This is a genomic window from Acinetobacter sp. CIP A162 (genome assembly GCF_000367905.1).
GTDB classification, from domain to species: Bacteria; Pseudomonadota; Gammaproteobacteria; order Pseudomonadales; family Moraxellaceae; genus Acinetobacter; species Acinetobacter lwoffii.
The window spans coordinates 1206576-1230535 of record NZ_KB849159.1 but is presented as its reverse complement, the minus strand read 5'-3'; the positions used below and the strand labels follow the sequence as shown (position 1 = coordinate 1230535).

26 protein-coding genes are annotated in these 23960 nt (G+C 44.7%); 13 read left to right on the top strand and 13 right to left on the bottom strand.

Features of this window, described 5'->3' with window-relative positions; all coding sequences use genetic code 11:
• Positions 1-243 precede the first annotated feature (243 nt).
• The 3 genes from F995_RS12185 to F995_RS12175 all read right to left on the bottom strand — a co-directional run bounded on the left by F995_RS12185 (position 244) and on the right by F995_RS12175 (position 2433).
• The gene (locus F995_RS12185; RefSeq protein WP_004647148.1) at positions 244-1365 is read right to left on the bottom strand and encodes a 5-(carboxyamino)imidazole ribonucleotide synthase; all 1122 of its coding nucleotides are present in this window, start codon (positions 1363-1365) and stop codon (positions 244-246) included.
• 15 nt (positions 1366-1380) lie between these two features.
• Entirely contained in the window at positions 1381-1893 is a 513-nt protein-coding gene (purE, locus tag F995_RS12180; RefSeq protein WP_004647147.1) for a 5-(carboxyamino)imidazole ribonucleotide mutase, read from the bottom strand.
• A 198-nt stretch (positions 1894-2091) separates the two neighbouring features.
• Complete coding sequence (locus F995_RS12175; protein WP_004647146.1) at positions 2092-2433, bottom strand: DMT family protein; 342 nt, start codon at positions 2431-2433, stop codon at positions 2092-2094.
• 242 nt (positions 2434-2675) lie between these two features.
• On the opposite strand from F995_RS12175, the gene mpl reads away from it, so the two are divergent.
• Together mpl and F995_RS12165 are read left to right on the top strand one after the other, a co-directional pair.
• Entirely contained in the window at positions 2676-4040 is a 1365-nt protein-coding gene (mpl, locus tag F995_RS12170; protein ID WP_004647145.1) for a UDP-N-acetylmuramate:L-alanyl-gamma-D-glutamyl-meso-diaminopimelate ligase, read from the top strand.
• A gap of 358 nt (positions 4041-4398) precedes the next feature.
• Complete coding sequence (locus F995_RS12165; protein ID WP_004647143.1) at positions 4399-5481, top strand: zinc-dependent alcohol dehydrogenase family protein; 1083 nt, start codon at positions 4399-4401, stop codon at positions 5479-5481.
• Between the two features lie 62 nt (positions 5482-5543).
• Here F995_RS12165 and F995_RS12160 read toward each other — a convergent pair whose 3' ends face one another.
• Complete coding sequence (locus F995_RS12160; protein ID WP_004281912.1) at positions 5544-6017, bottom strand: BLUF domain-containing protein; 474 nt, start codon at positions 6015-6017, stop codon at positions 5544-5546.
• Positions 6018-6213: 196 nt separating this feature from the next.
• Between F995_RS12160 and F995_RS12155 the strand changes: the two genes are divergently transcribed.
• On the top strand, positions 6214-6561 hold the full coding sequence (locus F995_RS12155) for a hypothetical protein (protein WP_004647142.1): 348 nt from the start codon (positions 6214-6216) through the stop codon (positions 6559-6561).
• Here the strand turns inward: F995_RS12155 and F995_RS12150 are convergent.
• Both F995_RS12150 and F995_RS12145 read right to left on the bottom strand, forming a co-directional pair.
• Positions 6554-6844, bottom strand: coding sequence for a GNAT family N-acetyltransferase (locus F995_RS12150; RefSeq protein ID WP_004647141.1), 291 nt, complete (start codon positions 6842-6844; stop codon positions 6554-6556). The two genes, F995_RS12155 and F995_RS12150, sit on opposite strands and share 8 nt — an antisense overlap.
• Before the next feature lie 31 nt (positions 6845-6875).
• On the bottom strand, positions 6876-7154 hold the full coding sequence (locus tag F995_RS12145) for a GNAT family N-acetyltransferase (RefSeq protein WP_004647140.1): 279 nt from the start codon (positions 7152-7154) through the stop codon (positions 6876-6878).
• A 155-nt stretch (positions 7155-7309) separates the two neighbouring features.
• Between F995_RS12145 and F995_RS12140 the strand changes: the two genes are divergently transcribed.
• Together F995_RS12140 and F995_RS12135 are read left to right on the top strand one after the other, a co-directional pair.
• Positions 7310-8503, top strand: a complete 1194-nt coding sequence (locus F995_RS12140; RefSeq protein WP_004647139.1) for a sugar transporter — start codon at positions 7310-7312, stop codon at positions 8501-8503.
• Between the two features lie 331 nt (positions 8504-8834).
• Positions 8835-9800: a TerC family protein gene (locus F995_RS12135; RefSeq protein WP_004647138.1), complete on the top strand. Its 966-nt coding sequence runs from the start codon at positions 8835-8837 to the stop codon at positions 9798-9800.
• A 40-nt stretch (positions 9801-9840) separates the two neighbouring features.
• On the opposite strand, the gene F995_RS12130 is transcribed toward F995_RS12135, so the two are convergent.
• Entirely contained in the window at positions 9841-10413 is a 573-nt protein-coding gene (locus tag F995_RS12130; protein ID WP_004647137.1) for a nucleotidyltransferase family protein, read from the bottom strand.
• 98 nt (positions 10414-10511) lie between these two features.
• Between F995_RS12130 and guaD the strand changes: the two genes are divergently transcribed.
• The 4 genes from guaD to F995_RS12115 all read left to right on the top strand — a co-directional run bounded on the left by guaD (position 10512) and on the right by F995_RS12115 (position 13022).
• Positions 10512-11840 carry a guanine deaminase gene (gene guaD / locus F995_RS12125; RefSeq protein ID WP_004647136.1) on the top strand — a complete coding sequence of 443 codons (1329 nt, stop codon included), beginning with the start codon at positions 10512-10514 and terminating at the stop codon, positions 11838-11840.
• Entirely contained in the window at positions 11815-11940 is a 126-nt protein-coding gene (locus tag F995_RS17145; protein ID WP_004647134.1) for a hypothetical protein, read from the top strand. The genes guaD and F995_RS17145 overlap by 26 nt, the downstream gene beginning before the upstream one ends.
• Before the next feature lie 124 nt (positions 11941-12064).
• Positions 12065-12592, top strand: a complete 528-nt coding sequence (gene hpt / locus F995_RS12120) for a hypoxanthine phosphoribosyltransferase (protein WP_004647133.1) — start codon at positions 12065-12067, stop codon at positions 12590-12592.
• A gap of 172 nt (positions 12593-12764) precedes the next feature.
• Positions 12765-13022 (top strand): GlsB/YeaQ/YmgE family stress response membrane protein, encoded by a 258-nt coding sequence (locus F995_RS12115; RefSeq protein WP_004281926.1) that lies wholly within the window; start codon positions 12765-12767, stop codon positions 13020-13022.
• Between the two features lie 100 nt (positions 13023-13122).
• On the opposite strand, the gene F995_RS12110 is transcribed toward F995_RS12115, so the two are convergent.
• Entirely contained in the window at positions 13123-13824 is a 702-nt protein-coding gene (locus F995_RS12110) for a DsbC family protein (RefSeq protein WP_004647132.1), read from the bottom strand.
• 379 nt (positions 13825-14203) lie between these two features.
• Here F995_RS12110 and F995_RS12105 point away from each other — a divergent pair, with 379 nt between their 5' ends.
• Entirely contained in the window at positions 14204-15349 is a 1146-nt protein-coding gene (locus F995_RS12105; RefSeq protein WP_004647131.1) for an MFS transporter, read from the top strand.
• A 43-nt stretch (positions 15350-15392) separates the two neighbouring features.
• On the opposite strand, the gene mnmE is transcribed toward F995_RS12105, so the two are convergent.
• The 5 genes from mnmE to rpmH all read right to left on the bottom strand — a co-directional run bounded on the left by mnmE (position 15393) and on the right by rpmH (position 19499).
• Positions 15393-16751 carry a tRNA uridine-5-carboxymethylaminomethyl(34) synthesis GTPase MnmE gene (gene mnmE, locus F995_RS12100; protein ID WP_004647130.1) on the bottom strand — a complete coding sequence of 453 codons (1359 nt, stop codon included), beginning with the start codon at positions 16749-16751 and terminating at the stop codon, positions 15393-15395.
• A gap of 92 nt (positions 16752-16843) precedes the next feature.
• Entirely contained in the window at positions 16844-18607 is a 1764-nt protein-coding gene (yidC, locus tag F995_RS12095) for a membrane protein insertase YidC (protein WP_004281930.1), read from the bottom strand.
• Between the two features lie 5 nt (positions 18608-18612).
• A complete protein-coding gene (yidD, locus tag F995_RS16390; RefSeq protein ID WP_004281931.1) occupies positions 18613-18933 on the bottom strand; it encodes a membrane protein insertion efficiency factor YidD in 321 nt (106 codons plus the stop codon).
• 9 nt (positions 18934-18942) lie between these two features.
• A complete protein-coding gene (gene rnpA / locus F995_RS12090) occupies positions 18943-19335 on the bottom strand; it encodes a ribonuclease P protein component (RefSeq protein ID WP_004281932.1) in 393 nt (130 codons plus the stop codon).
• 29 nt (positions 19336-19364) lie between these two features.
• Entirely contained in the window at positions 19365-19499 is a 135-nt protein-coding gene (rpmH, locus tag F995_RS12085; protein WP_000831329.1) for a 50S ribosomal protein L34, read from the bottom strand.
• 702 nt (positions 19500-20201) lie between these two features.
• Here rpmH and dnaA point away from each other — a divergent pair.
• The 3 genes from dnaA (at position 20202) to recF (ending at position 23944) form a co-directional block, all read left to right on the top strand.
• Positions 20202-21578: a chromosomal replication initiator protein DnaA gene (gene dnaA, locus F995_RS12080; protein ID WP_004281934.1), complete on the top strand. Its 1377-nt coding sequence runs from the start codon at positions 20202-20204 to the stop codon at positions 21576-21578.
• Between the two features lie 109 nt (positions 21579-21687).
• Positions 21688-22836 carry a DNA polymerase III subunit beta gene (gene dnaN / locus F995_RS12075; protein WP_004647129.1) on the top strand — a complete coding sequence of 383 codons (1149 nt, stop codon included), beginning with the start codon at positions 21688-21690 and terminating at the stop codon, positions 22834-22836.
• A 28-nt stretch (positions 22837-22864) separates the two neighbouring features.
• A complete protein-coding gene (recF, locus tag F995_RS12070; protein ID WP_004647128.1) occupies positions 22865-23944 on the top strand; it encodes a DNA replication/repair protein RecF in 1080 nt (359 codons plus the stop codon).
• Positions 23945-23960 lie beyond the last annotated feature (16 nt).

Below are 23960 nucleotides of genomic sequence, written 5' to 3'. Positions count from 1 at the left end.
CCAGTTTTAAATTCAAACTTTGATTTCAAGCTTATCTACAAGTGAATATGGCAAAATTCAGCTGTAAAAAAGGTTTTATTGGATTGTTATATTTATACTCAATTGATCAGTTTATAAGCAATTGATTTAAAAACTGATCCGACCAATGGCAGGTATTTTTGAAGAGGCGCAATCATGCCTGAAAGCAGACAAATAAAAAAGCGATCACCGAAGTGATCGCTTTTTTTATCAGCAAGTTAAAGCCTAGATGGTCATATCTTCGCTCAATGCCAATGGATTCGGTAAAATTTTCGCCAGTTGGCGGCAAAGTACAGACAATTGCGCGCTGTCATTTGGCATCAGGGTAATGTGACCAATCTTGCGGCCTTCGCGCTCTGACTTGTTGTAAAGATGCAAATGTGCACCTTCCAGAGCAAGTACATCTGCAGATTTCGGATGCTGACCAATGATGTTCACCAAGACAGTTGGGCGGATCACTTCAGTTGAACCTAAAGGTAAACCTGCCACGGCACGCACATGGTTTTCAAACTGCGAACATACTGCACCTTCAATCGACCAGTGACCCGAGTTATGCACACGTGGTGCCATCTCGTTGGCATATAGGCCATTGTCTGTCACAAACAGCTCAAGGGTCAGCACACCGACATAGTTCAAGTGATTCAGCAGACGAGTGATGTAATCTTGCGCCACCGGCTGCAAATCTGCACTGTTCGGTGCCGGCACAATCGAGTGCGACAGAATGCCGTTATGATGATGATTTTCCGCCAATGGCCAGGTTTTAACATCACCATCTTGGCCGCGTACCGCAATGATGGATACTTCACGCGAGAAAGCCACAAAACTTTCAGCAATCAGTTCACCTGCAGGACCCAACTCTGCCCAGGCCTGATCAATCTGATCGGCCGAACGTAAAACGAATTGTCCTTTGCCATCATAACCGCCACGCGAGGTTTTCAGTACGATCGGCAAGCCCAGTTCCGCTACAGCAGCCTCTAAGCTTTCCAGTGAAGTGACCGCTTTGTAAGGTGCAACCGGAATTGCCAGTTCATCAAACAAGGCTTTTTCAGACAGACGATGCTGGGCAATCGCCAAAGCCTGACGTGATGGATGCAATTGCTTGCTTTGTGTCAGTACATCGACATCTGCAAGGGGCGTGTTTTCAAATTCCAGGCTAAATACATCTGCACTGTTAATAAAGTCTTGCAGACCATTTTCAGCTTGGCTCGAAATCACCGGACCCAAAGCAGCAGAAGGGCAGTCTGTGCTGGCTTCAAAAAATGTACATTGAATATTTAATGGAAGTGCCGCTTGCGCCATCATACGACCCAGCTGACCGCCACCAAAAATACCGATGGTTTTATCCATAATCTGTGTCTCGACTTAAGCCTGGCCTGGAATATTGTTGCTTGCCACTTTATCTGTTTGCGCTGCACGGAAATCTGCAACATTTTTTGCGATTTCTGGACGGGTCAAACCCAGAATTTGCGCGGCCATAATGGCAGCATTGGTGGCACCGGCAGGACCAATCGCCAAGGTACCGACTGCAATACCTGCTGGCATTTGCACAATAGACAGCAATGAATCAACACCGTTTAAAATCGAAGATTTCACCGGTACACCCAAAACTGGAAGATCAGTTTTCGCCGCACACATCCCCGGTAAATGCGCTGCACCACCTGCACCGGCAATAATTACCTGAATACCACGATCACGCGCTTGCTCGGCATATTCAAACAGGCGGTCTGGGGTACGGTGTGCAGAAACAACTTCGGCTTCAAATGGGACACCAAGCTGCTTGAGCATATTGGCAGTGTGTTCGAGAGTTGCCCAATCTGATTGAGAACCCATGATAATACCTACGAGAGGAGTATCTTGTGCAGCAGCCGCATTCATTGCAAATTTTCCAGAGATTAAAGTGAGAAAAGATAAATCTCGACGAGAGAGCCAAGCTTGAATAGGAGTGCGTATTATAGACTGAAAATTCAGCTTCATAAAATTTAACGGTCAAAGCAAGGCTCGATTTTTCTTGTTTTTTTATCGAATTTTCAAAAACTGGAATAAAAATAGGGGAGTAGCCGCAGTTACAACTATTTAGGAACTGCGGAATACAAAATAGACACATCCACACAGACATAAAGCAGCCCAGAGATAATCCAGTTTAAAAGGCTGCTTAAACATGAAAATCATAAAAGGAACAAAGACCAGTAAGGTCACGACTTCCTGGGTAATTTTCATTTGACCGACTGCGAGTCCTTGCTGCGCCAGTAATTTGGTCGCCGGAATCATCAGACTATATTCAAACAGGGCAATGGCCCAGCTGAACAAAATCGCTTGCCAGAGCGGTGCATCATGCGGCAAAAATTTTAAATGCCCATACCAGGCCAGGGTCATAAAACAGTTGGCAATTACCAGAAGAAATAAAGCCGGCAGCATTTGCATGCACTCTGCAAAAAAGTCGAACTTATTTTACGGTTTATTTGGCGAAAAGATATTGCATCGCTTTGAAATTTTCTTTGAATTTATCCGTGAAACAGGATTTAAAAAATCCCACAACAAGGCCAGAATTTTCACTATCTTTTCAGCTAAAGCCTTGCTATCGTTGCTTGCAAATTGAATAAATCATGACAACAGCACCAATATAAAGTGATGGGTCAGACAGGAACGGAGTAAAGTAGATGCATCTGCATATTTTGGGTATTTGTGGCACCTTTATGGGCTCGTTAGCGCTACTTGCACGCGATCTGGGCCACCAGGTAACAGGTTCAGACCTGAATGTGTATCCACCCATGTCGACCCAACTTGAAAATGCGGGCATCACTTTAATGCAGGGTTATGACCGCAGTCATTTACAGCCTCATCCGGATCTGGTAATCGTCGGCAATGCCATGAAGCGTGGTATTGATGCAGTCGAATATATGCTGAATGCAGATCTGCCTTATATTTCAGGTCCGCAGTTCCTGGCTGATCATGTTCTGCAAGGTAAACACGTGCTGGGTGTCGCCGGAACACATGGTAAAACCACGACCACCACGATGCTGGCTTGGGTACTGGATCAAGCCGGTCTGGAGCCAGGTTTTCTGATTGGCGGTGTGCCATTGGGCTTTTCGGAAAGTGCGCGTCTCGGTGGTGGGAAATATTTCTGTGTCGAAGCCGATGAATACGATTCTGCTTTCTTCGACAAGCGTTCCAAGTTCGTGCATTACCATCCAAAAACCGCAATTTTAAATAACCTGGAATTTGACCATGCCGATATCTTTGATGATCTGGCCGCAATTCAAAAACAGTTTCATCATTTAGTTCGTACTATTCCAAGTGAAGGCCGGATTATCGCGCCGATTACTGAAAGCAATATTGATGAAGTGCTGGAGCAGGGCTGCTGGACGCCTGTAGTGCGCACCAGTCTGGATGCCAACGAAAAATCTGAACTTTATGCAGAACAATTGTCAGCAGATGGTTCACATTTCAAAGTCCTGCAACAGGGCGTTGTCAAAGGCGAAGTACAGTGGAATATGACCGGGCAGCATTCGGTGGCCAATGCCTTGGCCACCATTGCCGCTGCTGAACATGTTGGCGTATCAATTGAAACCGCCTGTGAAGCGCTGTCGAATTTTGGTGGGGTGAAACGCCGTATGGAACTGTTAGGCACTGTTCGTGGTATCGAGGTTTATGATGACTTCGCCCATCATCCGACGGCGATTGATACGACCTTAGAAGGCGCGCGCAAACGCCTGGGTGAACGCAAACTCTGGGCGATTATTGAACCGCGCTCCAATACCATGCGCATGGGTAGTCATAAAGATGGCTTGGCTCATTCAGCACGTCTGGCCGATGAAGTGATCTGGTATCAACCGGAAGGCCTGGACTGGGATCTGCAACCGGTCATTGAGGCTGCGCCAAACAAAGCCAAAGTTGCACGCACACTGGATGACATCATTCAGACCGTGGTGGCAGAAGCAGGTGAGGGCGATGCCGTAGTAATTATGTCGAATGGCGGTTTTGGTGGTTTGCATCAGAAGCTGATCACTGTTTTACAAGCATAAAACAGATTTAAGTGAAGTGAAGAAGCCCGCCTAGCGGGCTTTTTTTAGCATATTAAAACCTTGCTTCAGCAAAAGTGAACAGTTGTTCTGATCCTGCAATCCTATGATTTAAACATTGACCCAAAGAGCAGATTTATCTCTAAACTATCTCGGATGATCTTTTGTTGCAATCTGTACACAAGACTGATTGCAGCGCCATATTACTCAAGGCACAATCGAGAAGAACACAGGTATCTATAGGCCTGAAAGCCAGATCATGAATCAGCCCATCGCTGTCACTGTATAAAAGCAATCGAGGCGTTCATTATTCTCGCTGAGTCAGGTCATTCTCATTCCTCACTCCATTAGGAGATGTGTCATGACAACGATGAAAGCGATGGTCTATTACGGCGCAAATGATATCCGCTTTGAAGACCGCCCAGTTCCCACCATTTTGCATCCCGGCGATGCCATCATTAAACTCGAAAAAGTCACCATCTGTGGTACCGACTTGGGTATCTGGAAAGGTAAAAACCCGGAAATTGAGCAGGAGGCCACACGAAAAGAGGGCAGCTTTAAGGGGCGTATTTTAGGTCACGAAGGTATTGGCATTGTGGAAGAAGTCGGTTCCGCCGTTCAGAACTTCAAAAAGGGCGACAGGGTCATTATTTCCTGTGTCAGCCGCTGCGGGACCTGTGAAAACTGCCAGAAACAGCTGTATGCACATTGCCGCAATGAAGGCGGCTGGATCATGGGTTATATGATTGACGGTACCCATGCCGAATATGTACGCACGCCCTTTGCCGATACCTCACTCTATCATTTACCTGAAGGTCTGAATCAAGATGTGGCCGTATTCCTCTCAGATATCCTGCCAACTTCACATGAAATTGGGGTGCAATATGGTGATGTCAAACCAGGCGACAACGTGGCGATTGTCGGAGCAGGGCCAATCGGCATGAGCTGTCTGCTCACCGCACAGTTCTATTCACCTGCCAATATTATTATGGTGGATATGGATGATAATCGGCTGGAATTTGCCAAGACTGTCGGCGCGACGCATATCATCAACTCTGCCAAAGAAGATGCCATTCAAAAGATTCTAGAGATTACCGATGGACGCGGGGTCGACTGTGCCATTGAAGCAGTGGGGGTGGAGCCTACCTGGAATATTTGCCAGCATGTCGTGAAGGAGGGCGGGCATATTGCCAACGTCGGCGTACATGGTAAACCGGTGAGTTTTGAACTGAACAAACTCTGGATTAAAAACCTGACCATCACCACCGGCCTGGTGAATGCCAATACCACAGGGATGTTGCTGAAAACCTGCTGTTCCGGCAAATTGCCCCTAGAAAAACTGGCGACCCATCATTTTAAATTTTCCGATTTTGAAAAAGCCTATGATGTCTTTAAACATGCCTCTGATGAAAAGGCCTTAAAAGTCATGATTGACATGACCTAATCCACATCAGACAAAAAAGTCCGCCATGCGGACTTTTTTATTTTCAGCTTTGATCCATCAGATCAAAAATAGGGGACATAACCACGCTGCTTATAACCTTTTGGCGATGCCAGACTGGCCTGATTTTCTTCCAGGCGATACAGTACTTTGAGGAATTCGGCAATTCCTGACTGCTGTAAAGCATGCGGATCAAATTGCTTCAAACCTAAACGTGAAAATAAAGAAGAAATTTCACTGTGTTTATGCACATATTTCATTGACCATTCCGAGAAATGGGAATGCTCTACCATCGCATCTGCAAAACGCAAGATATTGTGATGGCGGGGATCCCGACAAATGCTTTGAAATAAACTTTCCACTACTTCAGCCTGACCTTCAAGGCACTGGAAAAATTTGCCATGGGAATAATACAACACCCCATGAATCTGATGCTGAAGATTGAACTTCCGGGCAGTGGCCAAAATATCACTCAAATCTTGTAACAACTCTTGTTCAGATTCTATGCGTTCACTGGCATAGCAAAGCTGTAGCATCATGCCATCTCACTAGAGGGAAGAATTAAAACCACAATTTAATCAATAATTTTAAATTAAGTCGACCATTTTTTAAGCAAATATCCGTTTTTGCTTACACGGTTTTCAGTTTGCATTTCTGGACTAAACTTTTAACAATAGTGCCTAAATTATTAAACGAATATTTTCATACACCTACCATGAACATGAGGATCACTTGATGTTAAAAGATCTGATTTTAACCCTCGCCTTGTTATGTGTGTGTTTTATCCTGATCATCACTTTAAATGACTGGCAATTCAGCGCTCAAACCAATCTGCTGATCAGTTCAATTTTTATTAGCTGGACGATCTTGAAATTTGTTGGGCATCGTATTTATTTTCATGCCAGTTACCTGCTGATTATGGCAATTTTAGTGATGCTGCAACAGTTTGAAGAAATTTTCTGGGCGATGACCGGGGTGATGGCAGGTTTCGGTTTATATACCCTGTTACAGGTTATATTGATTCCTGCCTTGAAAGAAAGATTGCATTTATCTTTCGGGAAATCCCCTTGGATGGTTAAATAGTCGTTGCCGCGACATCTGCCAGACTACGGTCACGTTTAAACATGACATCCACATAGGAACATTGCGGGATGATGGTTAAACTTTTTTCACGGGCAAAATCGACCAGTACATCCAGCATTTTTCGGGCAATACCTTGGCCACGCAAGGAATCATCGACCCAGGTATGATCGGCAATGATGACTGCATCGCCCCGCCATTGATAAGTGATCTCGGCCAGGCGGCGTCCTTGATCTTCCATAAAAAATACACCACCGCGTTTTGAATCTTGATATTTGATTTCCATACGAATCTAAACCTTTGTTGTCATTTTTAAATTATAAAACATCATTAAAGCGAGGCTCTCGCTCGAACACAGATTTGGCAAAAGAGCATTTTGGAATAATCCTGATGCCGTGTTCACGGGCAAAATTCACAGCGGCCTCGATCAGATAATACCCGACGTGCTGTCCGCGTAGACTGTCATCGACCCAGGTGTGTTCAATCACTAATTGATCTTCATTTACTCTGGAATAACTCATTTCTGCCAGACGTTTTTCATTTGGCTCTACGAACCATAAACCTCCAGTGTCCTGTTGCTGATGCTCGATCAACATACCGATCCTCTCCTTGTTTTTAAGCCAGACTGACATATTTTTCCCTGCTCTATTGTTAGATTTCTTTTAAAGGATTGTGAATCTGTCCTTCTGACCAATACCGCATTTTGCTCAACAGGTTTAAACTGCCGGCCGGTTCTTTTTATCAGATATGTATGTCCAGCTCTTCTTCCACCTCCTCGGTGACACGTCAATGGGTCTGTGTGATTGCTTTAGCCTCTGCTGCCTTTATTTTCAATACCACCGAATTTATCCCGGTGGCGCTATTAAGTGATATTGGCGCAAGTTTTTCCATGTCACCCACTCAGGTCGGGTGGATGCTGACGATTTATGCCTGGGTCGTGGCGCTGCTTTCTTTGCCAATGATGTTACTGACCAAAAATATTGAACGGCGCTTTCTGCTGATGGTTTTATTTGCGGTGTTTATTTTCAGTCATGTGCTGTCCTATTTTGCCTGGAGCTTTAGCATTCTGGTGCTGAGCCGAATTGGTATTGCCGTGGCGCATGCGCTGTTCTGGTCAATTACGGCGTCGCTTGCCGTGCGGGTTGCGCCAAAGGACAAAGAGTTTCAGGCACTGGGCTTATTGGCTACCGGTACCGCCATGGCGATGGTTCTGGGAATTCCCTTTGGCCGGATGGTCGGGGAGGCCTATGGCTGGCGCAATAGTTTTGCCTTGATCGCAGTTGTGGCGAGCGTAGTCTGCGTACTGCTGGCCAAAACCTTACCTTTATTACCAAGTGTCAATTCAGGTTCACTCAGCAGTTTAAAGAGCTTGCTGAAACGTCCCAGCCTGATGCTGGTCTTTGCGCTTACCGTGCTTGTGATTAGTGCGCAATTTACCGCCTATAGTTATATTGAACCCTTTACGCTGAATATTGCGCAATTCAGCTCTGCGCAGACCACCAGCTTATTGCTGATTTATGGTGGTGCGGGCCTGATCGGCTCTTATGTATTTGGCCGTTTTGCACCGCATTTCCCCCGACTCACCATTCCGCTATTTACACTCGGGCTAGGGATCTCGCTACTGTTATTGCTGCCACTGTCTCAGGGTGTATTTCAGCTTAATAGCTTGGCGTTAATCTGGGGCATCAGCATTATTGGGTTTAGTCTGGCTCTACAAGCCAAGACCTTAAATCTGGCTTCTGATGCAACCGATGTCGCCATGGCAATTTTTTCAGGTCTGTACAATGTCGGGATTGGCGGCGGTGCCTTACTCGGCGGTCTGGTAACGGCACATATCGGATTGCATAGTATTGGCTGGGTGGGAGCCATTCTGGCGAGTCTGGGTTTTCTGATCAGCTTATATCTAATTCAGCGTCCGGATTTCTTAGGTAAGAAAGCGCCTTGAAGCATGATTTTTGTAAATGAAATTGTAGTCTTAGCAAAAATCTGTCATGCTTGCTACACATTGAGCCATCGCTCAAACAAAATTTAGTTTGAACAAGGGGAGTAGCCTCCTCCAAGCGTTTAAGAATGAAATTTCAATTTTTAGGCGTGTCAGAATATCGTCATTACACTTTGCAAAAAGTCGGTATCTGAGCATCTTGAAGTCACACTTTATATAAAAAAGTGGAACAGTAAGATGTAGGCAAGACCTTGATCATGTTGTTATAGATGTTTTTCATCTGGCAACTGGTCAAGGTTTTTTTATGGCCAGTCGCCCGATGTGGAGAATTCACATGGAAACCATTGGTACGCTCTGGCTGTATCTTGTCTTTTTCGCGATTGTCGCAGTCATGCTGGTAATCGATTTTGTCGGCTTTAAGCATCAGCATGGTCAGGAAGTTAAAGTCCGTACCGCTGCATACTGGAGTATTGCCTGGGTCAGTGTCGCGACTTTATTTGGTGGCGGCTTATGGCTGTATCTGGAACAGACCGCAGGCACGGCAATTGCCAATGCCAAGGTCATGGAATACTTTGCCGGTTATCTGCTGGAAAAATCCCTGGCGATTGATAACGTCTTTGTTTGGCTGATGATCTTCGCGGCCTTTGCCATTCCACCCGCACTGCAACGTAAACTGCTGTTATATGGCGTACTGGGTGCGATTGTACTCAGAACCATCTTTATTTTTATTGGCGCCTGGTTTGTACAGGAATTCTCTTGGATTCTGTATATCTTCGGTGCGTTCCTGGTGTATACCGGCTTCAAATTCCTGCGTGGTCAGCATGAAGAAGACAGCAATATTGAAGATATGGCGATTCTGAAATGGCTACGTAAACATATGCGTATTACCCCGCAACTTCAGGGCGACAAATTCTTTGTCCGTCAGAATGGTTTGCTCTGGGCAACGCCGTTGTTCTTGGTCCTGATCCTGGTTGAAGCCTCTGATGTGATCTTTGCCGTCGATTCTATTCCAGCTATTTTTGCCGTCACCACCGATCCCTTTATTGTCCTTACCGCAAACCTGATGGCGATTTTAGGCCTACGCGCGATGTTCTTCCTGCTCTCGGGCGCAGCCTCAAAAATGCATTATCTGCCTTATGGTCTCGGGATCATTCTGGTCTTTATCGGCTTTAAAATGCTGATGCTGGATGTGTTCCATATGCCGATCTGGATTTCTTTGAGCTTTATTGTGATTGTCCTGACTGTGACCGCGATCTTGTCGATTCGTCATAGCAAGAAATATAACGAAACCACCCTGTAAAAAGTAATCATCAAAAAAGCCTGCATCAGCAGGCTTTTTTTTATTGTTCTATCAGGGATAATTTGGGCCATTTTTGCAAAAACTGTTTGCTCAGCATGCGTTGTTCAAACACGGCATAACTGACTAAATTCGGATTCCAACGCAGCTTTAACTCAAATAAATCTGCTAAACCGAAAGGAGCAATCAACTCCAATTCATCATCTTTCAGGCGCAGTGCCAAGGCCGTGACAGTTTCTGGCCATAATGACAGCGCATGACTAATTGAAGTTAAAGGCTCAATATTTTCATTTTGATCGGTACGATACCACTCATGTACAAAGGCTTGATTAGTCACATCCCAACGGATATCTGGAAAATACTCTTTTAACCGATCTGCAAGTTGCTGTTCTATAACGCGAGCCTGCTCATTTTCATCATAGAAAATCACATCGACCTCAGTATGATTTATTTCATATTCCCATCCATGTAAATGCGCCCAGATCACATGACGTAACACACCCGCTGCGACATAAGCGTCAGAGTGTAATTGTGCTAACTGATGCAAGATGCGCATTAATGTCGGCTGCGCACGTACGATCTGTTGAAATTGATCATAATAATTGGATGGGGTCATAGAAGAATCTGGATCGCTATTTAAATATGAATGTTCATACAAACATGGCAATTTTTTCAGCTACAATCAATCGAAAAAATTAAAAGCGTAGGTTTAAAATGTCTTCTGTAATTGCAACGACAGCGATCCGTGGTCGCTTCCTCGATATTCAGAATACAGTTGCCCAAGCACGTGATATACACGACCAAGTGCGATATGTAGAAGATGGTTTAGTCATCATTCACGAAGGTAAAATCCAGTGGTTTGGTCCTTGGCGAGAAGGGCACTCACGACTTCCTACCGACCTTGAATTACAACACTATCCAGATCAACTGATTGTTCCCGGATTTATCGACACCCATATTCATTTCCCGCAAACGGAAATGGTCGGGGCTTATGGTGAACAACTGCTGGAATGGTTAAATACCTATACATTCCCCACTGAAATCCAGTTTCAAGATGCATCCTATAGCGAAAAAATTGCCGAATTTTTTGTGCAGGAATTGCTTAAAAACGGCACCACCACTGCCCTGGTCTTTTGTACCGTTCATCCTGAATCCGTAGATGCTTTATTTAATGCCGCAACCACACGCAATATGCGTTTGATCGCAGGTAAAGTCCTGATGGATCGTCATGCACCGGAAGCGCTGACGGATACAGCAGAAACGGCTTATATTGACTCTAAAGCGCTGATTGAAAAGTGGCATGGACAGGGGCGGAACCTGTATGCGATTACCCCACGCTTTGCACCAACTTCAACACCTGAACAATTACAAAAAGCCGGGCAGCTCAAAGCCGAATATCCGGACGTGTATGTACATACCCATTTAAGTGAAAATAAAAATGAAATTGCTTGGGTAAAAGAACTTTTTCCTGAACGTGAAGGTTATCTGGATGTGTATCATCATTATGGTTTAACCGGCAGCAAATCCGTTTTCGCGCATTGCGTGCATCTGGAAGATGAAGAGTGGGATTGTATGCATCAGACCGACTCAGCCATTGCTTTCTGTCCGACCTCAAATCTATTCCTGGGTAGTGGCTTATTTCCCCTGAAAAAGACCTGGGACAAAGGGGTCAAAGTCGGCTTAGGCACAGACATTGGAGCAGGAACATCATTTAATCAGCTGCAAACCCTGAATGAAGCCTATAAGGTGCAACAGTTGCAGGGTGAAAAACTTTCTGCCTTTGAAGCCTTATATCATGCCACTTTAGGCGGTGCCAAAGCCTTGAGTCTGGATGATCGCCTGGGGAACTTTAATATTGGCAAAGAAGCCGACTTTGTGGTGCTGAATCTCAATGCAACTGCCTTACAGCAGTTACGCCAGAGCAGAGCTAAAAATATTGAAGATGCATTTTTTGCACTGACCATGCTTGGCGATGACCGTAATATTGCAGCCACCTATGTCTATGGAGCAGCCGTTTATGTCAAAGCAGCAGCCAGTGAATAAACCGAAAAAATCCCGCCGTCGCCAATACTTGATCCTGTCTGCAATGGCACTGGGCTGTGTTTTTTTATTGAAACGCGATTCAACAGCGGCTAAAAAATGATTACATTTACCGCCAGCAAAACAGGTGCATCTCTGCTAGGGATGTATTAAAATTGCGACGTATTCAGGTGTTGCAGGTCAACACCTTTTTTATTTTGCTATTTTTACTTTTTAGGTATCTACCCATGACCGTCCAAATGAGCGTAATGATTTCCGCTGAAGAAATTCAAGCTAAAGTCAAAGAGCTTGGTGCTCAAATCAATGCACACTATGCCAATAGTGACAAAGAACTTGTGCTCATCGGTTTATTACGTGGTTCAGTGATTTTTATGGCTGATTTATGTCGTGTGATTTCAAAACCGCATGAATTGGATTTCATGACTGTGTCCAGTTATGGCGGTGGCACGGTATCGTCACGTGATGTAAAAATCCTGAAAGATTTAGACGGTGAAATCCGTGGTAAAGATGTGTTAGTCGTTGAAGATATTATTGATTCAGGCAACACTTTAAGCAAGGTACTTGAAATCCTGCAAACCCGTGAACCCAATTCGATTCAACTGTGTACTTTGGTAAGTAAACCATCGCGTCGTGAAATCGATTTGAAGGTCGAATTTATGGGCTTTGAGGTTGAAGATAAATTTATCGTGGGTTATGGCTTAGACTATGACCAGAAGTACCGTCACCTGCCATTTATTGGTGAAATCGGTCTTTAAAATCAGGTTAAAAAAAGTGGCATAAGCCACTTTTTTTATACTTCAAATAGAGAGAAAACCGGGAACAAAAAATAACATCTCGTTTCAGGATTCAACTTTTTATGATCCTGACTTTGTTTCAAGATGATTAAACAGATGTGAAAACAAAGACATGATAAGAAGGAGTATGCATATGTGGACAATTATTGTGGCGATCGTCATTGGTTTTGTAGCAGGTCTGATTGCACGTGCCATTCACCCGGGTAATGACAAGGCAGGCTTTATCATGACCACCTTGCTGGGTATTGCCGGCTCCTTATTGGCGACTTTTGGTGGCCGTATGCTCGGTCTGTATTCGGCAGATTCCGCAGCAGGTCTGATTGCTTCCGTGATTGGTGCTGTGATTATTCTGTTTATTTATAATATGGTCACCAAACGCCGTACAGTCTAAACCATTCAGATGTTTTTGAGGTTGATTTGACGACCTGAATAAAAAAGCACCGGAAAGGTGCTTTTTTATATTGAGCGACTGATAGCTTTATTTAATTTTTTTATAAATTGAATTCTTTAAAGATCTGCTCAATCTGCTCTGCCGGATAGGCACCCATCACTTTAAAACCATTGGAAAAAATAATCGCAGGTGTACCATTTACCCCCATAGACTGAGCCAGTTTTTTATTCCGCTCAATCGGATTAGCACAACTTTTTTTCGATTTAGGTTGAATCCCTTGAGCAATCAGATCTTCCCATGCCTGAGCTGGATTAGACGCGCAATACACCTGTTTTGAAGGAGCCACCGACTGGGGTTTTAAAGGAAGAATAAAGGTATAAATGGTCAAGTCATTCAGTTTTTTCAGCTCTAGCTCAAGCTTTTTACAATACGGGCAATTTGGGTCAGAAAAGATCGCAATCTGACGTTTACCCGTACCTCTTACACTTTTCACAGCATCCTGAAGCGGTAATTTTTTCCAGTCGATACTATTTTGTTTCAGCATTAAATCACGGGTCAGATTATATTGATCCTGAATCCGCAGCATCGGGCCGGCAATCAGATGCTTGGCATCTTCATTCAGATAAACCACTTGGCCCTGCATGGAACCGCTATAGATACCTTTCATCTCGGTGGTCTGAATATTTTCAATTTTTAAATTGGGACTGTTTTTTGCCAAGTTAGCTTGTACCGTATCAATATTGGCAAATGCAAAGCTTGAAACGAATGTACTTAAACTAATGATCAGTGTTTTTTTTAACATGAATGTTCTACATGAATTGGATAAGAATATGCTTTGATTCTAATCGCTCTGCTTTTAAATTTCTCAAACATTTATGTTACTGTTTACACTCAGTTAAATAAGCTCATCATGTTTCACGTGGAACACCATGTATAGCGTTATATTTAACTCCAACATATCTAGAAATAACATCAATATTCATAATAAATAACTATTTTATATAATTAAAATATTTTAAATGATAAATATCTTACTCATTCAACCTTGACCGATTTTCTGCATCCATTCTAAACTGCAGACACTTTTTATTTTCCTCGCTACGCCCTGACATGGATTGGCCAAGGATCAACACTATAACGGCATTTTCATGACAATAACGACCAGCTGGCGACCGTTCTTGATGGTCAGCCTGGCTTTAATGATGGGAACGATTGGTACTGCTTTGGCCAGTCCGCTTTATCCGATTTATCAACAGCTTTGGCATTTGCTGCCCAGCCAGATCACCTACATTTTTGTCGCCTATATGTTTGGCTGTCTCTCGACCTTGTTGTTTTTGGGCAGAACCAGTAACAGCATCGGATTTTTACGGACCCTGCAAATTGGTCTGGCCCTGATCACGCTGGGTCTGATCATTTCCGTTTTTGCCCAGAATGCACTGATCCTCTCGATTGGCCGTTTTATTATTGGGATTGCCTCGGGCCTGATGACCACTTCTGCCATGATGGGTTTAATGCATACCATCCCGGAAAGCCATAAGCACACTGCACCGCAACTGATTTCAATCATTACTGCAATGGGTTTTGGTTTGGGACCTTTGGTCGGTGGCGTGATTGCGCAGTTTTCCGCTGCGCCTTTGGTGATGCCATATTTGCCGATTATTCTGGGTGCCGTATTGTGTCTGATTGGCCTGTTCTGGATTAAAGCACCCAAGTTTGAGGTGCAGCCCTTTAGCATGGCGCCTAAACTGCAACGACCTGAAGCCCAGTTTCATCGTGTGTTTATGATTATTGCAGTGACAGCTTTTAGTGCCTTTGCCGCCTTTAGCCTGTTTGCTTCCCTGTCGCCATCCTTTGTCCGAAATATTTTACCTTGGCATGGCCCTCTGGTCAGCGGACTGGCCATTACCAGTATCTTAGTGGTTTCAGTGATCGTGCAGTTTATAACCAAAGCGGTCGCAGCGTCTAAATGTCTGAATATCGGCCTAATGATGATGTGCTTGAGCCTGATGGTTTTGGCGCTATGCATGTATTCAAAAATCAGCCTGCTATTTTTTATCAGTGATATTTGCTTTGGAATTGGTCATGGTTTTACTCTGATGGGTGCTTTTGCACTGATCCATCAAATGACCAGCTTAGACAATCGTGCAGCAGTGATGTCGACCTATCTGTTTATTGCTTATCTGGGCACTATTGTTCCCATCATTGCTGTGGGTTACCTGGCCGATCACTGGGGGCTGGATTTCGCTGTGATCAGCTTTTGTATCGCGATCAGTCTATTGTGTTTTGCGCTGTGGTGGGCGTATCAAAAATCCCGCCTACCAGCCTAAAAAAAGCCCTCAATTGAGGGCTTTTTTGATATTTATTAAATAATTATTTACCAATACAGAACGATCCGAATATCTTGCCCAGCAGGTCATCTGCACTGAAATCACCCGTGATTTCGCCCAAAGCATTTTGCGCCAGACGCAAGGACTCTGCCACCAGTTCCCCCGCGTTATATACCACCAGCTGTTCACGCGCTTCAGCCAAATAGAGCTGAGTGCGCTTCATTGCGTCTAAATGACGGGTACGTGCAATAAAGGTATCTTCTTCAGGCTGGAAGCCTGCATGGGCTGTAATCGCTTCTATAAGCGCTTGTACGCCAGTTTCCTGCTTGGCAGACACTGCAATATGCCGGAAACCATTTAAATCGCCAATCACGGCTTCAGCACCGGTCAGGTCGCATTTATTGCCAATCAGCATTAAACGTTTCGGTTCTATATGTTCAGCAAAATATTCCTGAGCAAGTTGCAGCGGATCTTCGCCCTGACTTAAGTCATAGACCAAGAGCAATAAATCGGCCTGTTCGATTTCTTTAATCGCGCGGCGAATCCCTTCTTTTTCCACGATATCGCCAGTTTCACGCAGGCCCGCAGTATCAGTCAGGGTAATCGGCAGACCATTTAAAGTAATCTTTTCATGCAAGACATCACGGGTGGTGCCGGCAATATCAGTCACAATTGCGCGTTCAATTCCAGCCAATGCATTCAGCAACGAAGATTTACCGGCATTCGGTTTACCCGCAATTACGACTTGTAAACCTTCACGTAACAACTGACCTTGACGTGCGGATTGCTGTACTTGAGTGACGGCACTGGATACGCCATCTAGCAGATTTAAAATCTTGCCATCTGCGAGAAAATCAATTTCTTCTTCCGGAAAATCAATTGCCGCTTCCACATGCAGACGCAGGTGAATCAGCTGCTCAAGGACTGCATTGACTTTGGTCGAGAAAGCCCCTTGTAAAGAACGCACTGCAGAACGTGCAGCCGCTTGCGAAGTTGCATCAATCAGGTCGGCAATCGCCTCGGCCTGCACCAGATCCAGCTTGCCATTCTCAAAAGCACGCATCGAGAATTCACCGGCCTTGGCTGCAGTGGCGCCCAGCTCCAGTAAACGACCAAGCAGAGCATTTTGAATCACCGGCCCGCCATGACCTTGCAGCTCGACCACATCTTCACCGGTAAAAGAGTTTGGATTCGGGAAGCAAATCGCCAGTCCTTCATCCATGACTTCGCCGGCCGCATCATAGAACTGGCGGAAACCGGCAAAACGGGCTTTAGGCAGCTCTTTTTGTGTCAGTTGCTGGGCAATTTCATAGGATTTCGGGCCTGACAGGCGAATCACCCCAACGCCGCCACGTCCTGGTGGAGTTGCAATCGCAGCAATAGTTGTGGTTCGGTTGAGCATAAAATTTACCTGCAAAGACTCAAAAGTACAGCCAAAAAAAATCCGCCTAAGATTACCATCTTAAGCGGATTTATTCAGCCTATCCGTACAACTTAGTTGACTGGAGTAACCTCATCACGTTTCGCGCGATCTTTGGCAACAGACTTGTTAATCAAAGTTTGTTGCAGAATCGTGATCAAGTTGTTGACGATCCAGTACAGAACCAAGCCTGCCGGGAAGAACAACAAGAATACGGTAAAGATAATCGGCATAAACTTGAAGACTTTTGCCTGCATTGGATCCGTCGGTTGTGGATTTAACGACTGTTGGATATACATCGTCAAGCCCATCAACAACGGCAGAATGAACCAAGGATCCATTGAAGACAAATCCTGAATCCACAGCATCCATGGCGCATGACGCAGTTCCACAGATTCCATCAATACCCAGTACAAGGCCAGGAAAATCGGCATTTGTAATAACAGTGGTAAACAGCCGGCAAGCGGATTGACCTGTTCACGTTTGTACAATGCCATCATTTCTTGAGAGAAGCGCATGCGATCTTCACCGAACTCTTCTTTCATGCGTTGCATTTCTGGCGCAATCACCCGCATTTTCGCCATAGAGCGATAGCTCTTCGACGACAATGGCCACAGGATCAGTTTCACCAGGATGGTCAACAGAATAATGGCCCAGCCCCAGTTACCCACCAGACCATGGAAGAACTCAAGACCGACAAACAGTAATTTCGCAATTGGCCATAACCAGCCATAATCAACGGTCTGGTTTAAACCCGCAGCCAAATCTTTCAGTTCTGACTGGATTTTCGGACCTGAATAGAAGGTCGCATCAATTTCAGCCACGGTACCTGCTGGTACATTAAACGTTGGTGAAGTAAAACCGATGATGTTCATGTTATCGGTTGATTTGCGTGATTCAAGCTTGGCGCTATAGGCTTCGCCATTGCCTTGAGTCAACTTCAGCTGACCTGGAACCCATGCACTGACAAAGTAGTGCTGTACCATTGCCACCCAACCACCTGTCGCTTCAGTACTGACTTTTTCTTCAACAAAGTTGTCGAATTTAAGCTTGTTGTACTGCTCGTCCGGGGTACCCCATGCACCGCCCAGGAATGTTCCCAGCGTGAAGATCCCCTGATCAGATTTGCCTGGATCTTCCGAGTTATCGCGTTTGATCTGACCGAACATCTGACCTTGCCAGGTCTGGCCACTGCGGTTAACCACTTTATGGTTCACCACGACCGGATATTCACCTTCAGTGAAATTGAAGGTCTTAATGATCTCAATCCCGTCAGCGGTTTTAAACACTAGCGGTACAGACAATACTTTCAGGTTTTCACCATCTTTGGATTTGACTGTTTTCGCATCTGCCAGGGTATAAGCAGTTTTTTCCAGCTCATACATTGGACGGCCGTTACGGCTGCTGTCCGGTCCATTCAGACCGATCAGGCCAGACTGGGCGACATAAGTACGTTTCGCATCGCTTTCCAGCATGACGAAAGGTTCATCGCTGTCTTTGTTCTTGTCATGATTGAGTAATTCAATACGAACAATATCACCACCCTTCGGATTGATCCAAAGATGATAAAGGTCGGTTTGTACTGAAATAAGCTGCTGACTTACAGGTGCTGTGGCATCCGTGGCTTGCTGTGCTGGCACATTTGCTTGTGGCAGATCAGAGGCAACTGTAGCCGTCTGACCATTTGGCAAATCTGCAGATACGTCATGCGAAACAACAGCAGTTTCCTGCTGCGGTTTTGTTTCAGCATTTCCATAATCTTTTTGCCACGCCAAAATGAGCAAATATGCGACAACAAACATGGCTCCGAGAATTGCAATCCTGGCCCATTGTTGCATATGTATTACCCCAAGTGGTGAGAGTGATTTTGGTTCAATAAACGATCACGAAAGGGTACAGCAACGTGAAGCGTTTGAGAATCTATTTGCTGAAATGAAATAAAACGAATCGCTTTTGAGGGAACAGGATCATATCCCGAGCCCCCCCACGGATGACAACGGCAAATACGTTTAGTAGCCAGCCACACTCCACGCCCAGCGCCATGCATCTGGACTGCTTCCAAGGAATATTGAGAACAAGTTGGAATATAACGACAGCGCGGTCCAAGAAGAGGACTAATCGCAATCTGATAGAAACGGATCAACCAATGCAGTAAACGTACCATTGGCCAACTCTACTTTTGTGGGGAGGGGGCTATTTTTGAATGCTTTTTGGCGAGACGGTTCAGTTTCTGCCAGGCAAATTGTAATTGCTGGTGCAATTCTGCATTAGGCACTGCTTCAACACCCATTTTCGGCATGATTACAATGTCTAAGTCATCTAATTGCTGTTGATGCAGGCGAAAACTTTCGCGAGCAAGTCGTTTTACTCGATTTCTTTCGTGTGCACGTCGCACTTTCTTCTTGGCAACAACTAAACCCAAACGGCTATTTGGCAGTTCGGAATGTTTTGCAAGAAATAAGAAATGGGGTTGATGCACTTTAAAAAGCGCACCATCAAAGACACCTTTATAATCGGCAGCACAGCGTAATCGCAACTCTGTGCCAAAACTATAAAGTTTTGTCATAACACCCGAAATCGTCTTAGCGTAACTGATTAAACAGTTAAGCTATGACGACCTTTTGCACGACGGCGAGCTAATACTTGACGACCAGCTTTAGTAGCCATACGAGCACGGAAACCATGAACACGCTTACGCTTTAATTCAGACGGTTGGAATGTACGTTTCATATTGAAACTCCAAAAAATGATCTTTCTATGAAGGTCCGCGATTTTAGTGCTCATTGCTTGAGCTGTCAATGCAAAAGCGGTTTTCTTTTCAAATAAGATCAAAAAAGATAAAGATAAGATCAAAAAAGATAAAGATAAGATCAAAAAAGATAAAGACCTTGGTTTTTCAGAGAACTGAATAAAAAATAGTTCAATTCAAGTTAATCACAAATTAAGTTATTGTTATATAAATATATATAAGTTATAAACAACTCTATCAACAAAGTTATCCACATGTTATCCAGATTTTAAATTTAACCTGTGTTTTTAAATTTAAATTTGAAGCTTTCTGAGTTATCCACAAAAATCAGTGATCTTATAAATAAATTCAAATTTATAAATTTAAATTTATTACTATTAGGGAGCACTTTTTCTATGGATAAGCCACTTTTTATTTAATTAAACATAAACTTATATTGTGGATAAAACTGTTTCTATTAATTTTATACTTTGTGGATAACTTTGTGATATATTTTATCCACAGCTTGCGGATAAACTTATCCACACTAGGTTTTAAATTTAAATTTATGCATGGTGATTTCTTTTTGCACAGTTTTTGTGGAAATTGCCATGACAGATGTGGATAACTTGGTTAGAATGGCGACCCGCTTTTGGTCGCGGTCATCTTTTTTGAATGAACAATGGAATGAATAGGGGATTCACATGCTTTGGACGGACTGCTTAAATCGCCTGCGACAAGAGCTCTCTGGAAATGTCTTTACAATGTGGATTCGCCCATTGGTTGCAGAAGAGCTGGAAGACAGCTTGCGTTTGTATGCACCTAATCCTTACTGGACGCGTTACATTCAAGAACATCATCTGGAACTGATCACGATTCTGGCAGAGCAATTGTCTGAAGGACGGGTACGCAAGGTCGAAATTTTGGTCGATTCACGTCCAGGGGCAATTTTATCTGCCAGTGAGCAACCGGCGACCACGACAGCGGCATTGACCTCGACACCGATGCCGGTGCCGAAACCGAAGAAAGAAAAAGAAGACAGCGGCAAAAATAGCCGTAGACGTCAGTTGAATCCATTGTTTACCTTCTCGCTGTTTGTGGAAGGTCGATCTAACCAGATGGCGGCAGAAACCTGTCGCAAGGTGCTGACTCAGCTGGGTGCTTCACAGCACAACCCGTTATTTTTATATGGTCCGACCGGTCTGGGTAAAACCCACTTGATGCAGGCGGTCGGCAATGCACTGTTACAGGCCAAACCGAATGCACGTGTCATGTACATGACCGCAGAAAGTTTCGTACAGGACTTTGTCAGCTCGTTACAGCAGGGCAAAGTTGAAGAGTTTAAGAAAAATTGCCGTTCTCTGGATTTATTACTGGTCGATGATATTCACTTGTTGGCCGGTAAAGAAGCCAGCCTGGTCGAGTTTTTCTACACCTTTAACGCACTTCTGGATGAATCTAAGCAAATTATTTTGACTTCGGATCGTTATCCTAAAGAACTAACCGAACTGGATCCACGTCTGGTTTCACGTTTTTCCTGGGGCTTATCGGTCGGAGTCGAACCACCAGATATTGAAACCCGAATTGAAATTCTGCTGAAAAAAGCCGAAAGCAACCAGGTCGATTTACCACGTAACTGTGCGCTGTTTATCGCCCAGCAGGTGGTGGCTAACGTGCGTGAGCTTGAAGGTGCGCTGAACAAAGTGGTGGCGATTTCACGTTTTAAAGGCACACCAATTGATCTGGATGTGGTGCGTGAATCTTTAAAAGATGTGCTGGCGATTCGTGCCCGTACCATCAGTACCGAAAATATTCAGCGTGTCGTGAGTGAGTATTTCCGGATTCCGCTGAAAGAACTGGTCGGTCCAAAACGCACCCGGATTTATGCCCGCCCACGTCAACTGGCGATGGGGCTGGCACGTGAATTAACAGGCGACAGTTTTCCGGAAATTGGCATGGCTTTTGGCGGTCGTGATCACAGTACCGTGATGCATGCTTGCGAGAAAGTACAGAGTCTGCGTGAAGAAGATCCGATCTTTAACGAAGACTATAAAAACCTGCAACGTCTGTTGCAAAGTTGACCTAAATCGCTCAAATTCTATTCTTGCTATGCGGCTGCTTTTGCCGCATAGTAAACCGTCAAAAAAATCACTTTTTCTATATTAATCTTCAGCTTTAGAGGAATGCACTGTGCGTTTAAAAATCGCGAAAGAAAGCTTACTGAATGTTCTCTCACATGTCGTAGGAGCGGTTGAACGTCGCCATACCTTGAATATCCTGTCTAACCTGAAAATTCAGGTGACTACGCAAGCATTGACCGTGACCGGTTCCGACCTGGAAGTCGAACTGGTGGCGAGTACAGCACTGGCTGAAGGTGCATGTCTGCAGGAAGGCGAGACCACAGTTCCTGCACGTAAGCTGATTGATATCTGTAAGTCACTTCCTTCAGCGGCATTGGTGGATTTGCATATTACTGAAGATCAGCGCTGCATCCTTAAATCAGGCAACAGTCGTTTTGTACTGGGTACCTTGCCTGCTGATGATTATCCATTACTGAACACTGAAAACACCCAAGGCACGCAAGTGACGGTGACACAGCGTGAACTTAAACGCCTGTTCGAAAAAACCGCCTTTGCCATGGCAGTTCAGGATGTGCGTTTTTACCTGACCGGTACTTTGCTGGAAATTGATGCCAATCAGCTACGTGCTGTGACCACCGATGGCCACCGCCTAGCACTGTGTGAAACAGCAGCACAATCCACTGCAGCACAGCCGATTCAGGCAATTGTGCCACGTAAGGCCGTTGCAGAATTACAGCGCCTGCTCAGCGTTGAAGATGAGCAATTATCTCTATTGATTGGTCGTGAACTGCTCAATGTGACCATCAATATGCCAAGCCGTGACAAGGAACAGGCGAACATTACCGTGCGTTTCACTACCAAGCTGATTGATGGTAAGTTCCCGGACTACCGCCGTGTGATTCCACGTGGGGGCGACAAAGTCGTGATGATCGCACATGACGTGTTCAAGCAGTCTTTGCAGCGTGTGGCGATTTTAAGTAATGAAAAACTTCGCGGTGTGTTTCTGAACTTCAATGCTGATTCTTTGCAACTTCGTGCCAATAACCCGGAGCAGGATGAAGCGATTGAAGACCTGGCGATTCAATATGCCGATTCACCGCTAGAAATGTCCTTCAATGCGCAGTATCTGATTGAAGTCCTCGGTGTGCTGGATGGCGATGATGTGTCAATGACTATGACTGAAGCGAATCAGTCTGTCTTAGTACAAGACCCGGCGCATACTGATCAGACTTATGTCGTCATGCCGATGCGTGTTTAAGCCGCGGCTTCTGATATTCATATAAGACATGCATATTACGCGTTTACATATTGAGCGTGTGCGGAATTTAAAGACGGTTGCTCTCCACGGATTGCAGCCGTTTAATGTTTTTTATGGGCAAAATGGTTCAGGTAAAACCTCGATTTTAGAGGCGATTCATTTACTGGCTGCCGGTCGTTCCTTCCGTACTCATATTCCCAAAAATTATATCCAGCATGGCGCGCAGGATGCGATTGTATTTGCACAGTCTGCGACTGAAAAAATTGGCATGCAAAAAATGGCCAGCGGGGAGCAACTGATCAAGGTCAATGGTGATCTGGTCGCAACCCAGGGACAGCTGGCCAAACTGTTGCCCTTGCAGCTGATTGATCCGCAAAGCACCGATATTATCGATCATGGTGCTAAACCACGACGCCAACTCCTTGACTGGTTAATGTTCCACGTGGAACCAGAGTTTTATCATGCCTGGCAATATTATTCTCGTGCGCTGAAACAGCGAAATAGTTTGCTCAAAAGCAAACGCTTTCTCAGTCTGTCAGATCTGGAACCGTGGAACCAGATGCTCAGTGAATATGGTGAAATTTTACATTCGCAACGTGTCGGGATCGTGGAACAATGGAAGCCCTTTTTTGAAGATGACCTGAAACAGTTATTACCTGATTTGCAAGTCAGTCTGGAATACAGTCCGGGCTTTCACAGTGAAACTGGCCTGCTGAATGATCTGACCAACCAGCATGAAAAAGACTGTGATCGACGCTATACCGAATATGGTCCACATCGCGCGGATTTGCGTTTAAAGACCCCGATGGGGGATGCCGACGTGATCCTGTCGCGGGGTCAGAAAAAGCTGCTGATGATCGCACTAAAACTGTCGCAAATCGCAATGCTCCATTCTTGTAATAAGGAAACTGTGGTATTATTAGATGATGTGACAGCAGAATTAGATTTAACCGCACAACAACGTTTAATTGAGCGATTGAGCCAACTTGGTAGTCAAGTTTTTATTACCACCTTAGACCATGAATCAGTACAAAAGCACTTACATGATTTGTCTATCTCATATCAGTTATTCAGTGTTGAAAACGGTACAGTTCAAGTTGTGCAATAATATTTTTTGAGTTTTA